General features: G+C 44.3%; 8 protein-coding genes and 1 pseudogene. 5 read left to right on the top strand and 4 right to left on the bottom strand.

The genetic code is table 11. From position 1 onward, the window contains the following. Window position 1: 1 nt before the first annotated feature. On the top strand, window positions 2-3,958 hold the full coding sequence (locus CXF65_RS07245) for an AAA family ATPase (protein ID WP_101211566.1): 3,957 nt from the start codon (window positions 2-4) through the stop codon (window positions 3,956-3,958). 149 nt (window positions 3,959-4,107) lie between these two features. Here CXF65_RS07245 and CXF65_RS07240 read toward each other — a convergent pair whose 3' ends face one another. Further along, entirely contained in the window at window positions 4,108-8,958 is a 4,851-nt protein-coding gene (locus tag CXF65_RS07240; protein WP_101211565.1) for an NAD-glutamate dehydrogenase, read from the bottom strand. Window positions 8,959-9,472: 514 nt separating this feature from the next. Here CXF65_RS07240 and purD point away from each other — a divergent pair. Beyond that, window positions 9,473-10,810 (top strand): phosphoribosylamine--glycine ligase, encoded by a 1,338-nt coding sequence (gene purD, locus CXF65_RS07235; RefSeq protein WP_101211591.1) that lies wholly within the window; start codon window positions 9,473-9,475, stop codon window positions 10,808-10,810. Between the two features lie 343 nt (window positions 10,811-11,153). Further along, entirely contained in the window at window positions 11,154-12,548 is a 1,395-nt protein-coding gene (locus tag CXF65_RS07230) for an ABC1 kinase family protein (RefSeq protein WP_101211564.1), read from the top strand. Between the two features lie 140 nt (window positions 12,549-12,688). On the opposite strand, the gene CXF65_RS07225 is transcribed toward CXF65_RS07230, so the two are convergent. Then, window positions 12,689-13,366 (bottom strand): DUF938 domain-containing protein, encoded by a 678-nt coding sequence (locus tag CXF65_RS07225; protein ID WP_101211563.1) that lies wholly within the window; start codon window positions 13,364-13,366, stop codon window positions 12,689-12,691. A 270-nt stretch (window positions 13,367-13,636) separates the two neighbouring features. On the opposite strand from CXF65_RS07225, the gene CXF65_RS07220 reads away from it, so the two are divergent. Continuing rightward, window positions 13,637-13,825 (top strand): DNA gyrase inhibitor YacG, encoded by a 189-nt coding sequence (locus tag CXF65_RS07220; protein ID WP_101211590.1) that lies wholly within the window; start codon window positions 13,637-13,639, stop codon window positions 13,823-13,825. A gap of 49 nt (window positions 13,826-13,874) precedes the next feature. Further along, a complete protein-coding gene (locus tag CXF65_RS07215; protein WP_101211562.1) occupies window positions 13,875-15,056 on the top strand; it encodes an aspartate aminotransferase family protein in 1,182 nt (393 codons plus the stop codon). 115 nt (window positions 15,057-15,171) lie between these two features. Here CXF65_RS07215 and CXF65_RS07210 read toward each other — a convergent pair whose 3' ends face one another. Next, window positions 15,172-16,071, bottom strand: a complete 900-nt coding sequence (locus CXF65_RS07210; protein WP_025650795.1) for a LysR family transcriptional regulator — start codon at window positions 16,069-16,071, stop codon at window positions 15,172-15,174. 234 nt (window positions 16,072-16,305) lie between these two features. Continuing rightward, window positions 16,306-16,841 (bottom strand): annotated as a pseudogene (locus CXF65_RS07205) (DNA polymerase III subunit gamma/tau); the annotation flags it as partial.

Below are 16,841 nucleotides of genomic sequence, written 5' to 3'. Positions count from 1 at the left end.
CATGCGACTGATTGAACTACGACTTAAAAATTTGAACTCCCTAAAAGGCGAATGGCACATTGATTTTAGTGATCCGGCTTTTCTGAATGAAGGGATTTTTGCCATTACTGGGCAGACGGGCGCTGGCAAGACCACCATCTTGGATGCGATTTGCTTAGCACTATATAGTCAAACGCCAAGATTGGGTGATATTACCGGCTCAACGAACGAAATCATGACCCAAGGTACGGGGGAATGCTCGGCAGAAGTTATCATCGAGATAGATTCCAAACGCTATCAATGCTACTGGTACCAGCATCGCGCCCACAAAAAAGCCAAGGGCAACTTATTACCGATTAAGCATGAGATTAGTGAGGTCAAAACCGGCAAGATTTTAGAAGAGAAAAAATCTAAGACTTCCGCCTACATTCAAGACCTCATCGGCATGGATTTTAACCAATTTACCCGCTCTATCATGCTCGCACAGGGCAGTTTTGCCGCGTTTTTAAAGTCTGATATCGGCGATAGAGCCGCCATTTTAGAGAAAATAACGGGCACTGCTATCTATGCCAAGATATCGTTAAACGTCCATGAAAAGAAACGCTTTGAGGAAGACGTGCTTGGTAAGCTACAAGCGGGCGTTAGTAGCCTATCGTTATTAAGTTTTGAAGATGAAAAGTTACTGGTAGCAGAGCTACAGACCCTTAATCAACAGCAAAGCAAGCAGCGACAAACTTTCAAAACCCTGAGCGAGCAGCTGCAGTGGCTGGATAATGTACAGCAGCTACAGCAAAATATATTAACTTATCAAAATGATTTTGCAGCGGCACAGCAGGCTCAGCAAGCCTTTACTCCAGAAGCGCAGCGCCTAGATATTGCTAATAAAGCCTTGGAGATTGATAGTCAATTTCGAGAGCTTAGCTATAGCCGAGAGTCGGTCAAGAGGTTGGGTTTCGAGCAGCAAGATTTGCTTAATAAGATTCCAACACAGCAAGCAGCGCTGGCACAAGCCACGACCCATGTAAACGATGTCAATACCATTGAAAAGCAAGCCACGGACAATCTGCAGACCACCTTACCTATCATTGCAAAAACGCGCGAGTTGGATGCTGAAATAAAACAGCAATCCCATTCTTTGGAAGATGACAATCAACGTAAAGACGTCTTAGTCAATAATACGCAACGATTACGCCAAGAAATAGCCAGCCACAAACAAACAGAACAAGAGACCAAAGCTCAGCTTAGCAGTATAGAAAAATATTTTAGCGATTATGAAGAGCTAAACGATCTCGATACAGATATGGCGACCTTTGATAGCAGCTGTCGCCGATTAGTGGTGCTGCTGGAAGATAATGTCAGCTTAGCGGCGGATAAACTTGCGCATGACAACCAATCAAGCAAGCTACAAGCTCATTTCGATAAGCTCTCTAAGCAGCAAGATGCTGATAAGTTGTTAATAACTGAGCAACGCGAGCAATTGGTCAGCGTACAACAGCAGCAAGCAATACTCATCGAAAAACAGTCGCTTGCGAGTATGCGCTTCGAGCAAGAGCAAGTGGATCAGATCAACAATCATATTGCGCAAGCCAGCTTTAAATTACAGCAGATGTCTGAACTTGCTCGCCAAATCAAAAAGACTAACCTCTCGCTGCCCACGCTAAACGAGGAATTAACGACCTTAGAAGAACTCATTGCTAGTCGTCAGTCAGATATTCAAGATGCTAAGCTCAAGAGGCAAGAAAAGCAAGAACATCTGAATTTACTACAAAAGGTCGCTAAGCTTGAAGACTACATAGCAGAGCTAGAAGATGGGTCGCCCTGCCCGTTATGCGGCGCGCATGAGCATCCTTATGGTAAGCATCATCCGTTATTAGACAGTAATAATATCGATGACAATGCCAAGCAAAACCAGTCGTCCACAATAAAACAGACTAAGACGCAACAAACTCAGCAGCAAATAGCTGAACTAGAAACCATTATTGATAACCTTGAGCAGGCTTTATCAACATACAATATCGAATATGCTACAAAGAAAGAAACGCTTAACAACCAGCAACAACAGCTAGCCCCACTACAGCAGAAATCCGAAATATTATATGGCGATATTCAGTCTTACCTATCTTCACTATTTGAGACTAAGAACGATTACTCTGAAGCAATCGCAGCAATTATCAATCCTCTTACTCAGATAAACGATGATATTAATGCGACCATCACGAATATAGATCATAGCTTATCCTTATTAGACACCACCAAACATGATCTGACTGAACATAAACAGTCTCTTAAAATTATAGTGGTCGAATATGACAACTTAACTGAGAGTGCGGCAAAGCTCAGTACTGCCATCGAAACCGACGAAAAACAGCAACAAACAGTTAGTCACGATATTAATAATCTAACAACTGACATCAAGCTTAACTCACAAAAGATTGATGGGATAAAAGATAAGATTGCCGCTAATTTCTCGGAGTTGGCACCCCTGATGACCACCGTTTCATCTCTAACGCATAAATACCCAGCGGATAAATATAAAGAACACTTAAACTCAACTATAGCGCTCAATGCGGCAGACTTATCTAATGCACTTAAGCAATTGGGTAATAGTTTTGATGAGCAAACGGTAATAGACAGCGCAGATTATGACCGTCATATTGAAAAACTGCGTCAACAGCGCAGCGCTTTAAACCAGTTAAAACGACAATTTAATGAGCAGAAAAACCGCCAGCAGCAGCTAACCAATAGCTTAAGCAGTTTGACCGCGCAGATTGAAACCAAGCAAGCACAGCTTAGCAATGATGAAGCAGCGCTCAAAGAGTTAGAGAACTTAGTTGCTCATAAAACCAATGCTATCGAACAATTAAAGCAAGATAGAAAAGAGATTTTTGCAGATAAAAATACAGACAATGAAGAAAATCAATTACGCCGTGCGGTTGATGAGGCTAAAGCCAAGCAAGTAGTAGCACAAAGGCAGCTAGACACTGTACAGCAGACTCTAGAGCAATTAACAGCTAGAGAACAACAGCTAGACACAGAGCTACAGGCGGCGATGTCTATACTGAATACGCAGCAAAGCGGATTTACTAACTTGCTCGCAGAATCACAGTTCGTAGATGAAGCTGCTTTTGTGAGTGCCCGCCTGCCTAAAGAAGAGCGTGAGTCACTACAGACACGTAAATTAGCGATTGATAATGCATTGCATCAAGCTAAATTACAGTTGGATAGCACCCAGCAAGCGTTAGAGCAAAAACTTGCCAATCCTATGACGGATGAAGACCGAGAAATACTTGCTGGCCAGCACCATCAAATACAAATAGATATTGATGAGTTAAGTCAAAAAATCGGTGCGATTGACCAAAAACTTAAGGATAACGACAGTCAAAAAGGCCAACAAGCGGCACAGCTCATTGCTATCAATGAGCAAAAACAAAAGCTACAAGTTTGGCAACAGCTACATACGCTCATTGGTTCCGCTGATGGCAAGAAATACCGTACCTTTGCCCAAGGCTTAACGTTTGAGGTCATGATTAGTCATGCAAATACGCAATTGCAAAAAATGAGTGACCGCTATTTACTCATTCATGATGACAGCAATCCGCTTGAGCTTAACGTCATCGACAACTATCAAGGCGGTGATATTCGTAGTACCAAAAACCTCTCTGGCGGTGAAGGTTTTATTATCAGCCTGGCCTTAGCGCTTGGGCTATCACAAATGGCCAGTCATAACATCCGCGTCGACTCGCTATTTTTGGACGAAGGTTTTGGCACGCTTGATGAAGAGTCGCTTGATATTGCGCTCGACACCTTAACCAGCTTGCAGCAAGAAGGTAAACTTATTGGCATTATCTCGCACGTACAGGCGTTAAAAGATCGTATCCTAACCCAAATTAAGGTCGAAAAACTCTCTGGCGGCTTTAGCCAAATCAGCGGTCAAGGCTGTCGCCGAGTTACCAATGTTACCGACGAAAAAGCCTCGTAAATTAAGACAGCAGTTAAGGCAGTTAATAAAAATTATGACAATAAGGCAATAAAAAACCACCGTCAATTAATAACGGTGGTTTTTTTGAAAAGACGTTTATCTTGTTATTTATTTCATGACTCTTTACTTAGTCACTTGCTCACTTTCACTCATTTAGTCACTAGGCCGCTCAGCTCACTCATAAGGACAGAGAGCGTTGACAAGCTAATAGCACTTTCATCATTGCTATCGAGCTTATGCATCTCCGTCGTTACCCCTTCAAGATGGTCTTTATGACGCGCTTTCCATTCGCTAAATGCCTGCTGTGCATCTGGCTTGGACAATATGGCGTCCATTAACAGACGCAGACTACGTGACAGCTCATTCACTAAGGCATGACGGGCACGGCGATCCCAATAGTCTTGCTGTGGTAAGTTGGCGATATTATCCATCATCCAATCTAGCTGCAAGACATGGTAGGCCTCGAAGTATAAGGTCGCAATCTCATCGACAGGACGCTCATATTGCTCGGCAAGGCGCGCTGCATCTAACGCATCAACATGATAAGGCAGCATAGCAAACAAGGTAGCATCCGTATCGGATAGCTCTTTTTCCACCAAGCTATGGGTGTCTGCCTCTAAGTACTCGGAAAATTGCTGCTCAATAAAACCGCCTGATTTGGTTAGTTTCTCAACACTTTCACTAAAGCGGCTAATCATATCTGCCACTTGCAAGTTTTGCCCAAAGGCATTGATGAACCACACCACACCGCGCTCGAGAGCATCACGTAGACGCAGCTCGAGGTTCAATAACAGCGTCGCATCGACTTTATTATCTAACGACTCAAGCGTGTTCCAAGCTTTTGCCACATTGAAGACATCACGGCTAATCGCATAACCACGAATAATAGTCGCTAGAGACTGATCGGTTTCTTCATAGAGACGGAACAGTGCCTCGATACCCAAACGGTTGACCACACTATTGGTCAGATAGGTACTGATAATCTCACGATGCAGACGATGTTCAGTCATCTCATCAAAGAAACGCGTAGCCAGCTCGTCTGGGAAGTACTTACGCAGCTCATTGATAAAGTATGGATCATCTGGCAAGTCCGATAGCAACAAGTTGTCATAAACCCACATTTTGCCATAGGCCATGACCACCGCCAGTTCAGGATTGGTCAGACCGGTATCCGCTTTTTGACGTTTGGCGATCTCTTCGTCTGCTGGCAAGTATTCAATGGCACGATCAAGACGACCTTCGCTTTCTAGCATTTGGATAAAACGCTGGTGATCGCTTAGGTTAGCAGCGGCGCGGATATGGCTAAGCTCAATTGCTTGTGGTTGTAGATAGTTTTGGCGCAACACCAGCTCTGCAACAGTATCGGTCATACTTTCTAGCAGCTCGTTACGCTGCTTCAGGGTCATGTCACCTTGCTCAACGACTTTGCCGAGTAAGATTTTGATATTGACTTCATGATCTGAGCAGTTCACGCCGCCTGAGTTATCGATGGCATCGGTATAAATACGTCCGCCCGTCTGTGCGTATTCAATACGCCCTTGCTGGGTAAAGCCCAAGTTCCCCCCTTCACCGACGACGGCTGTACGCAGCTCGTTACCATTGACGCGGACTGCATCATTGGCACGGTCACCGACATCAGCATGGCTTTCATTTTCGCTTTTCACGTAAGTACCGATACCACCGTTCCAGATGAGATCCACTGGCGACTTCATTAGTGCACTAATAAGCTCATTAGGGGCCAAGTTGTCTTCGCTAATATCGAAAATCTCTTTCATCTCAGCGCTAATAGCGATGCTTTTGTCCGTGCGTGAGAACACCCCACCACCTTGACTAATGAGCGACTTTTCGTAATCGTCCCACGTCGAGCGCGGCGTTTCATACAAGCGTTCCCGCTCGGCATAAGACGCAGCAGTATCTGGATTGGGATCGATAAAGATGTGAAGATGGTTAAAGGCTGCGACCAGCTTGGTATGGGTCGATCTCAGCATACCATTACCAAATACATCACCACTCATGTCACCAATACCGACGACAGTAAAGTCATCACGGTTTTGAATGTCCATACCGCGCATACGGAAGTGACGTTTGACTGACTCCCAACCACCGCGGGCTGTGATACCCATGGCCTTATGGTCATAACCGACTGAGCCACCGGAGGCAAAGGCGTCATCAAGCCAAAAGTTGTATTCGGCAGCTAAGGCATTGGCTATATCGGAGAAGCTTGCCGTGCCTTTATCAGCGGCAACGACCAAATACGGGTCGTCTTCGTCATGACGCACGGTATCGGCTGGCGGGACAATTTTTCCATCAACGATATTGTCAGTGATATCGAGCATACCGCGTAGGAATGTCTGATAACAAGCAATCCCTTCAGCTTGGAACGCTTCGCGACCATCTGCCATCGACTTGGTCTTAACGATAAAGCCGCCTTTTGAGCCAACCGGTACGATAACTGCGTTTTTGACCATTTGCGCTTTGACCAGACCCAGTACTTCAGTACGGAAATCTTCCATACGATCTGACCAACGCAAGCCACCACGGGCAACTTTACCACCGCGTAGATGCACGGCTTCAACGCGTGGTGAATAGACAAATATCTCAAACATCGGCTTCGGTTTTGGCAAGTTTGGAATATCTGCAGCTAAGAACTTAAACGACAGACGGTCTTTACGTGCGCCTTCACTATCCGTTTGATAGAAGTTGGTACGCACCATGGCATTGATTAGGTCTAAATACCAACGCAAGATACGATCTTCATCCAAGCTATCAACGTCTATCAAGGCGGCGGTGATTTGCTCTTGAATTTTCGTAGTTTTTTCTGTGCGCGCCTCTTCACTATACTTAGGATTCATACGTGCATCGAACAAGCTGCTTAGTGCCACGCTAATGTCGTTGTTTTTTACCACCGTTTGCTGAATATAAGCACTAGAGAATGGCGCGCGGGCTTGCATCATATAGCGGGACAAGGCACGGAGTACGACCACATCATAAGTGTCTAGTTTGGTGATTAATACCAGCTCGTTAAAGGAATCACTCTCAACACGTCCCGCCCAAATCTGCTTGAGACTGTCTTCAAATTGATTACGCACCACTTGCATATCAACCGTATCGACATGCTCCAAGGTCAGTTCATACTCTTGCATCCAGATAGGCAGCTCAGGTAAGTCAAACTCATAGGTTTGCGCAGAAATCACTGAAACACCAAAGTTCTCTAATATTGGCAAGACTTTGGACAAAATAACGGGTTGCTCACGTCCATACAGCTTAAGATGCAGCTGATTGCTTGCGTCACCGGTTGACTGATATAGGTGCCAAATCATTGGCTGCTCATCGGTCAATCCTGATAAGCGTTTAACATCTTCGACAGCCGTACGGGTATCAAAGCGCTCTTGGTAAGCGGCAGGTATGTAGTTGAAGAAACGACGATTAAGTGCATTGGCTTGTTGCTCACCGACATTGTCGAGTAACATTTTTTGATAGTGGTCGCCCCATGATTGCATGAGTGCCGACAGCTTTTCTTCTAAAGCGGCTGTATTCACATCATTAACTTGACCGGGCACAGTACGTACGTGGACATGCACACGGGCGTGGGCAGATTCATTAAATTCAGTGGTAAAGCCAGATGAGGTGCCACCATACGCGTCTTTCAAGACATTTTGCACTTTGATGCGCAGTTCAGTGTTGAATTTATCGCGGGGAATATAGACCAAGCAAGAAACAAAACGCTGATAATGGTCGATACGACTGAATAAGCGCAGGCTCTTTTTGTCTTGTAATTGACTGATACCAGAGACAATCGGATAAAGCTCTTCGACGCTGGCTTGAAACAAATCATCACGCGGTAAAGTATTAATGACGTGCATCATCTTATGATGTGCATGACCATCACGCGGTAAGTCTGCCATTGCCATGATTTTATTGGCTTTTTCACGCAGTAATGGTATCTGTTGGACAGTAAGTTGATAAGCTTGCGACGTCAGTAAACCAATAAATCGATATTCACCGACCAGTTTGCCATTGTCATCAAACTTATGAATACCTAAGAAGTCCATATATACAGAACGATGTATAGGTGAGACACGGCTCGATTTGGATAACATCAATACTCGCGGCTCGGTCAACAGCTGCTTTAACACTTTTGGCAATTGGCTAAAGCTTTCTGACAAAGTGTCTTCTGCGGCACCGTGTAGCAAACCAAGACCGCTATTGCCAATGGCAAATAAATCCAAATCTGCGTTCTTAGAATTGGTAGCGTCGCTGTTGACATCCATTATGCTATCGCCTTCTAAGCGATATTCACGGTAGCCTAAGAAGATAAAATGATCGTCCAATATCCAATCTAAGAACGCTTGAATCTCTTGCTGCGAATAGAATACTTCTGGCAATGGTTTTTTTGACAGCTCCGACTGGATGTCCGTTAGCTTCTCGCGCATTTGTTTCCAGTCACCAACGACGGTATCGAGCGTATCCACTTTTGCCAACAACAGTTGCTGTAATGCGGCCAACTCTTCGTTGTCTTGATAGGCAATTTCACAATGAATCATAGATAAGTGCGACGTCGCGCTTTCATGAGCACCTTCAATATGAGCAATGTTGCCGTCATCATCGCGTTCAACACTGATAATAATGTTATAAGTGCGATGCACGTCGATACCTTGAGCCTCAAGACTCATCAAAATAGTATCTACTAAAAATGGTCTGTCGTACGCCACTATTTGTATGACCGTGTGCGAGCTGTGGAAATGCTGCTCTTCTGCTTTTGGGTTCAAAATAGCGAGTTGCGGTTGTTTACCATCATAAGACTTGAGTAGCGTAAAATGATGGAGCGCCATGCCTGCTAAGTCAGTATTGCTGATAGCCTCTGCCGTCTCTTGATGCAGGGGCTGATAATAACTATGAATAAAATGATCAAATAGTGATTTGTCATTTTGTACATAATTGGTGGCAATATCGCTTATCTGGCTGATGCGCTCTTTTGCGATACTTAGGGAGTTTGGCATGTCCTTTGTCCTTTTTATAGGTTTAGTATTTCAAGTGTTTTTCTTTTCAAGTGCTTTTCTTTTCAAGTGCTTTTCTTTGTTAGCACTTAGTTGGTTTCTACTTATTAATCAGTATTAATTATTAGCAAGGTCTGAATGTAATGAATCACCAATATCAGATAGCAGTACATCCATTAACGAGCTTCTAATAAACCATATCGTTCTCTTTGGCATCCTCTGTTGTTTTTTATTGCCTAATGTTTATAAGAGCAAACGGCTGGCTAGATTTAATACCATTAATATATTGAAGTGTAACGCACCTAGGCGCATAGCTAAAGCGTACAACATCATTTCATGAATCAGCAACATGCCGATAACCTTTGCTAATGAGACAACACACCTTAATTATTGATGAATAACGGCTGGCAGGTGGATACTCATGGCAATCAAGGCACTTTTTTTGTTAGAATACGGCTATCTCTCAGAGTGTATGACTAACTCATTATTAACTTTAATGCTAAGGGCAAGACGTATGATGAATATTTTGGTGATTGGCTCAGGTGGTCGTGAACACGCGCTAGCATGGCAATGTGCAAAAGATAACAACGTCCAACACGTCTACGTCGCCCCAGGTAATGCTGGTACTGCCCTTGAACCCAAATGCCAAAACGTTGTTCTCGAGTCTACAGGTAGCGGAACTGATGAACACAATGCTGTCATTGAGTTTTGCCAAAACAACGCCATCGATATGGTCATCGTTGGACCAGAAGCCCCATTGGTGACGGGTATCATCGATGCCTGCCGTGCTGCTGGTATTAAGGCGTGGGGCCCAACGGCATATTGTGCGCAGTTAGAAGGCTCAAAAACCTTTGCCAAAGAATTTATGGCACAGAACAATATTCCGACGGCAGCTTATCAAGGGTTCACAGATACTGACGCTGCCAAAGCTTATATTGATGAGCAAGGCGCGCCCATTGTTATTAAAGCGGATGGTCTGGCTGCTGGTAAAGGCGTCATCGTCGCGGAGACTATCGAACAAGCATATGAAGCAATCGATGATATGCTGGCCGACAATAAGTTTGGCGATGCAGGCAGCCGTGTGGTGATCGAGCAGTTCTTGCAAGGTGAAGAAGCCAGCTTTATCTGTATGATTGATGGTGACAATATATTACCGATGGCGACTAGCCAAGATCATAAACGTGCTTTTGAAGGCGATACAGGTCCCAACACTGGCGGCATGGGTGCTTACTCTCCTGCGCCAGTTGTCACCCAAGATGTCCACGACAAGGTCATGGCACAAGTTATTCAACCAGTGGTCGATGCGATGAATGAGGCCGGTCATCCTTATACTGGATTTTTATATGCAGGACTCATGATTAATGACGCAGGTGACCCTTATGTCATCGAATTCAACTGCCGCTTCGGTGATCCAGAGACACAGCCAATTTTGATGCGCTTGCAATCGTCGATGGTAGATTTGGTCGCTCAAGGGCTGGCAGGCCAGTTACCAAGTGATGCTCAATGGGATACGCGCCCTGCCCTTGGTATCGTTGTTGCCTCAAAAGGCTATCCTGAAACTTCTTCGAAAGGTGATGTGATTGCTGGCTTGCCTGAGCTGGATGCTAACAATAATAGCGCAGTTAAGGTCTTTCACGCAGGCACGGCATTTTCGGATGATAACAATGCTAATGCGCACAACGTTAATGCAGAAATCATCACCAACGGCGGGCGAGTATTATGTGTGACGGCGTTAGCAGATAGTATTGCAGACGCTCAGCAAGCAGCACTGGCAGTGACAGGTGCGATTAGTTTTGATGGGGCACAGTATCGCCGCGATATTGGTCATCATGCCATTGCCCGCGAACAGGCGTAATTCATCATCAGCCATTTAGCAATATTGGATAATTCACTTATCTGGCACGTTTAAACCATCGTTGACGTTATGTATTGTATTGAGTGCCATGTTCTCTAAGTGAGTTATGATTCGACCTAGTACTATACTAGGTCGTATTTTTTGCTACCTTATTAGGGCGTATCATCATTTAGATTAATACGTTAGCTTACAAACTAACTGCTAGCGGTCGGCTAAGGCTTATAAACCCCTGCCCCTTTATATGATACAATTTTGTACCCGTTTGTACCTGCGCGTCGCATCTCTCTTGTATTGTCGGTTTCAAACCCGCACATCAATACCAACCGGATGAATGATTATATTTATGGCAAATGATACGTCTAAACCTTCTAATAATAAGCAATCAATTGACAATCTAAAAACCTCAGGGTTTGAACGTCGAATGTCGATTGCCAAAACTTCTCTAAACATTGGTCGTCGTTGGGCAGGTAACAGCGTGTCTGGTATGTTTTTGAATAAAGAAGCGCGCACGGCACGTAACCAAGCTTTTATGGAAGCGCAGGCAAATTATGTCGCAGAAGAGCTGGGCAAACTAAAAGGCTCCGTGGTCAAAATCGGTCAGATGCTGGCTATTTACGGTGAGCATATATTGCCACCTGAGATAACGCGCGCACTACAAACACTCAATGACGATACCGCTACCCTGTCATGGCCAACCATCGAGCAGACCTTGCGTCAATTATTAGGCGATAGACTCAGCGAGCTCGACGTCGATACTATTCCGATCGGTACGGCTTCTCTCGCCCAAGTTCATCGCGCCACGGTATTAGCCACTGGTGAGCAAGTGGTGTTAAAAATTCAATATCCAGGGGTAGCAGATGCCATCAATTCTGATCTTGCCTTGTTTAAGCGTTTGCTAAAAGTCAGTAATATTGTCCCGCAAACGCGCTCGCTCGATGCATGGTTTGAAGAGATACGTGACCTACTTCATCATGAAGTCGATTATGAGGCAGAAGCTGCAACTACTGAGCGTTTTTATGAGCGGCTGATAGATGATCCGCGCTATGCTGTGCCCAAAATTAATCGCGCTTATTCAAGCAAACGCCTATTGTGTATGTCTTACGAGCCCGGCATTAGCGTCGTCTCGGAAGCACTGCAGCTTTTACCGCACGAACGTCGCAATGCCATTGGTCAGTCGGCAATAGAGATCATGATGCAAGAGATTTTTGTTTGGGGCGAGATGCAAACAGACCCAAATTTTGGTAATTATCTCGTTCGTGTCAGCGACAATGACCACGAGGTCGATAAGTTAGTATTATTGGATTTTGGGGCGATTCGTCAGTTTGATAATACTCTTTTGACAATTGCTCATGGCTTACTAAAAGCTGGCTACCGTCACGACCATCAGGCAATGATGCAAGCCATGACTGGTTATGATTTTTTTGACACGATGAGTGAAAAAGTTTGTTCCGATATCGCCTCTTTGTTCCTCTTGGCAACTGAGCCTTTTAGCGATCCAGCGACCAATCCTGATATTCCTACTGAGTGTTTGGATGAACAAAATCGTTATATCTGGGCAAATAGTAAACTACACTCACGCCTTTCCTCTGCTGCGACGCGCGCTATGCAGTCTTTTGAATTTAATCTGCCGCCAAAAGAATTTATGTTCATTAGCCGTAAGTTTATCGGCGCCTATACCCTTCTAACGGTTTTAGATGCTTATACGGATTCTAATAAACTTGTGAAGCCTTATCTGTAATATGAAATGAGTGTAATTTTTGAACTGCCCTTTAGTGGCAGTTTTTGTTTTATAATTTTATTTGCTTAGGCTATTTTATATGTAACGACTGTCTTATTTATACGAAAGCTAATCCTTATTAGGTTTATTTTTTGCTTAGGCTATTTTTTAATGTCCATTTCGCTAACTTGCCAATCATCAAACCTTGTTTTATAGCCTTTTGGCTTACGCATAGTCAACTCCCAACATGTTTCTCCACGCGCTAAGTACTTTACCTCAAAGTGGGTACGCTCGCTGTCTATCGGTACATGATAACGCTTGTTTGGTAAGCACCATACCGTGCAAGCTTGTTGCTCTGCAGTATCCATATACGCTTCGATATTCGTCGCTAATACTACATCTCCTCCTACTTGTAGTCGCGATAATAAAAACTCAAAAAACGGCATATTCAGCCATTGCTGGTTGGGATTGTGCTGCTCTGGGTTAGGGTATAATATAAAAATTTTGGCGATACTACTGGCCGCGACGGCATGTACGATCCAGGCGATGGCATCCGCATGAATGGCGTTTAAGTTGGATAAATTATGCTGTGTTGCAATCTTAGCAAAAGCTTCAAACTTATTACGGGTACGCTCAATGGCAATCAGTTGCTTATCAGGATTTTGTGTGGCAAAACTGAGCGCGTGCTTGCCCTTCCCGGCACCAATCTCTAACAATAAAGGGGCGTTGTCTTGGTTTTCGCTGATTATCTTTGGAACAATAAAGTCGCGCGGCGCTGACAGCTTTTGTGGTTGAAAGGCACGATTTTTCTGATGGGAAAGCGTTGCTTGTTGCGTCATAGTAGGATTTCGTCCTGTAAGCGATAGTCTTTAGTAGGCTATCAATTTGATTATTAAACTATTACTGATTTAGTTGTAATGTCTATTTTATAAAAACTCTGTTAAGCACTACAGCATATGCTTTAGGTGTATTCTTTATTCGCTTTGTTTAGGCTGGTTTGACATAGAAAGCTATTTGCCTTTTGTCATTCTTTAGCCTCATGCTATTATACCGACTCCCATTCGCTGAGCATACTTTTCCTACTACCTATGAGGATGACCTCACTTATTATGACTGATACTGCCAACACTGTGCCCAAAACTTACCCTTGTCCATGCTGCGGCACTCAGACCGCATGGCAAGACAATAAATATAAGCCTTTTTGTAGTGACCGCTGCAAGCTTATTGACTTAGGTGCTTGGGCCAACGAAGAGTACACCCTACCGGCCGAGTCGACTCCATTTTCGGATGAGCTATAATCAATCCGTCTAATCACTTTATAACGTTATCACCGCAAGGATATTTTGTATGTCAGCTACTTACCTGATGCCCACTTATAATCGTCAGCCGATCAGCTTTACTCGTGGTTCAGGCAGCTGGCTGTACACCAAAGATGATACGCCTTATCTAGATGCCCTGACGGGTATCGCTGTCTGTGGCTTGGGGCATTGCCACCCTCAAATCACCGACGCCATTCAACAACAAACTGCTACTTTGGTACATACGAGCAATCTATTCGGTATCGACTGGCAAGAGCGTGCTGGCGAAGTACTGTGTACGGCAGCTCAGATGGACAACGTGTTTTTTGCCAATAGCGGCGCCGAAGCGAATGAAGCTGCGTTAAAACTGGCGCGTTTATACGCCCATAAGCAGGGATTTAAACGTCCAAAAGTCATCGTGATGGAGCAGTCATTCCACGGTCGCACCTTATTGTCGTTATCAGCAACAGCCAATCCAAAAGCGCGCGAAGGCTTTTATACCTTAGATGATGACTTTATCCGTGTCCCCTTTGGCGATATCGCAGCGATCAAGCAAGCCGCGCAAGAGCATGATGATATTTGTGCTATCTTTGTAGAGCCCATTCAAGGTGAAGGCGGTCTCAATACTGCACCTAACGGCTTTACTTATCTAGAAGAGCTACAAGCAGAATGTGATGCTCACAACTGGCTATTTATGCTGGATGAAGTACAAACGGGCAATGGTCGCACGGGTAAATATTTTGCGTATCAACATAGCAGCGCGCGTCCTGATGTTTTGACGACAGCGAAAGGCTTAGGCAATGGTTTCCCCGTCGGTGCTTGCATGGTACGTGGTCGCGCCAATGGCTTGTTCGGTGCTGGCAGTCATGGCTCTACTTACGGTGGCACGCCCTTAGCCAGTCGTGTGGTGCACAGCGTTTACGAGGTATTGGCAAACAGCGATATTATGGATAATGCAGTGACAGAAGGTCAGTTCATTCGCGAATGCTTAGTAAACAGCTTAGGACAACATGGTGTCACCAGTCGCGGTGCTGGGATGATGATCGGTATTGCCTTACCTGAACACATGGACTGTAGTCAGCTGGTCGATCGAGCCCGTGATGAGCAAAAGCTGATTATCAATGTGACTGGTGGTCATGTGGTGCGCTTACTGCCGCCGCTTAACATGAGCCGTGATGAAAGCTCACAGGTGGCTGATCGTTTGATTGAGCTATTAAAACCATCGTTTTAATTCATTGATTTAATCAAATGCTCACACTCAAAAAGCCTATAGATAACTAATCTATAGGCTTTTTGCTTTTTAACGCTTTAAAATACTTTCAAGTAAAGATCATTAAACGCTCGACTTAATTAGCATGAAAGTATTTTTTCAATACTTCTAAACAACGCGTAATTTTTGCAGGTTGCTGATCGCGGTTCAAAGTAACGGCATAGAGCACAAAACTCGGCAGCTGATAACCGGTCAAGACTTCCACCAATTCACCACTTTCGAGCTCTTTTTTAATATCCATTTCCATCATTCTAACCAAACCGTGCCCTTCTTTGGCTAAAGTCGTGGCCATAAAGACATTGTTGGTATAAATGCGCGAATTCATTTTTATACGTGATTTTTTACCTGTTTCGGTCTGAATCATATCAACCTGATTGGCGTCCTTCATGATTTCAATACAAATCAGCTGATGCTCGGCCAAATCTTTAGGCGTTTTCAATTTTACATGTTGGCGCAGATACTGTGGTGAGGCGACAAGCATTTGGCGTACATCCGTCAATGGATGACTGCTCAAATTAGAATCATTAATCGTTGGACTCATACGAATCGCAATATCGATACGCTCATCAATCATATCAATATAATGATTGTCTGCTAAGTAAGTAATACTTAGGTCATCATGTGCCGCCATCCAAGTCGACAAGGCCGGTAAAATATGGTTGACCCCAAGCTCGGGTGTCGTGGCCACACGTAAGCTACCAGCGAGCTCATCACGTAACTGATTGACCTTGATTCTACCTTGTTCGGCCGCGCTAACCACGTCTTTTGCCGCTTCATAAAAGCTCTCACCCGCTTCCGTTAAGCTGAGCTTACGAGTAGAGCGATGCAATAGCACCACGCCAAGCTCATTTTCTAACGAACGAATTTGTTGACTGACTGCACTGGTTGTGATGCCAAGCTCTCGAGCTGAACCACTAAAAGAGCCGTGTCCGACCACACTGGCGAACACGGCCATACCGCGTAAATTATCTAACATATACTCACCTAAGCCACTTTTCAGTTTTTAATATAACTTAACCATTATAAAGTATTTTATTTAATCTTACCGTTTTTAAATGTAGCTTACCTTATAAATAGATCCTATTTATCTGTTAATAAAAGCAAAAATATCAAGGTGATAAACGAACATCACCTTGATATTTTAATCATAACATTACATTTAATGATTATTTAATTGGTAAACAATGCCATTACTAAAATTTGCAACTGTTTAATATAACTGAACTTTGCCCATTTTTCCTTCGCCGCGCTCGGTCAGATATTTCATCACGGGTGTATCTAGCAATTTTGCCTCTGCAACCGTCTTCGCTTGGATCAAACGCTTTTGTTGGCGACGCTCAGGCGTTTTGTCTTCTGCTTGCATGACGCTACCATCGATTTGCAAGCCAATCTCTGCCTGTGTAAATTGCTGCTGTAGTTTTTCTGCCAGTTGCTGAAAGGTCATCTGCAAGTGCTTACTGTCGACACTTGTAACAAAGGTAGCTTTACCATTGCATAGACCAGACATCATACCTTGACGGGCAAGTGCCAATTCATCTTGAGCCAAAACCTCCGCTTCACGAGCGGTTTGTAGCCAATAGTCCCACTTCTCTGGTGTCCACGCACCTACCAACTCTTGCGGTGGGCAACGAAGTAAAGTGCGTGGATCATCAGATTCAGATGTTAATTGAGAATCATTCGCCTCAGGCTCAACAACGGGTTCAGGCTCAACAACGGGTTCAGGCTCAACAACGGGTTCAGGCTCAA

This window comes from Psychrobacter sp. Sarcosine-3u-12 (assembly GCF_002836005.1).
In the GTDB taxonomy this organism is placed as follows: domain Bacteria; phylum Pseudomonadota; class Gammaproteobacteria; order Pseudomonadales; family Moraxellaceae; genus Psychrobacter; species Psychrobacter okhotskensis.
This window is presented reverse-complemented; position numbering and strand designations above follow the sequence as displayed.

What these genes read in the sequence shown, in the direction of transcription:
- purD (WP_101211591.1), top strand. Translation starts at nt 9,473, where the DNA reads ATGAATATTTTGGTGATTGGCTCAGGTGGTCGTGAACACGCGCTAGCA.
- CXF65_RS07245 (WP_101211566.1), top strand. Translation starts at nt 2, where the DNA reads ATGCGACTGATTGAACTACGACTTAAAAATTTGAACTCCCTAAAAGGC.
- CXF65_RS07230 (WP_101211564.1), top strand. Translation starts at nt 11,154, where the DNA reads ATGGCAAATGATACGTCTAAACCTTCTAATAATAAGCAATCAATTGAC.
- CXF65_RS07220 (WP_101211590.1), top strand. Translation starts at nt 13,637, where the DNA reads ATGACTGATACTGCCAACACTGTGCCCAAAACTTACCCTTGTCCATGC.
- CXF65_RS07215 (WP_101211562.1), top strand. Translation starts at nt 13,875, where the DNA reads ATGTCAGCTACTTACCTGATGCCCACTTATAATCGTCAGCCGATCAGC.
- CXF65_RS07225 (WP_101211563.1), bottom strand. Translation starts at nt 13,366, where the DNA reads ATGACGCAACAAGCAACGCTTTCCCATCAGAAAAATCGTGCCTTTCAA.
- CXF65_RS07240 (WP_101211565.1), bottom strand. Translation starts at nt 8,958, where the DNA reads ATGCCAAACTCCCTAAGTATCGCAAAAGAGCGCATCAGCCAGATAAGC.
- CXF65_RS07210 (WP_025650795.1), bottom strand. Translation starts at nt 16,071, where the DNA reads ATGTTAGATAATTTACGCGGTATGGCCGTGTTCGCCAGTGTGGTCGGA.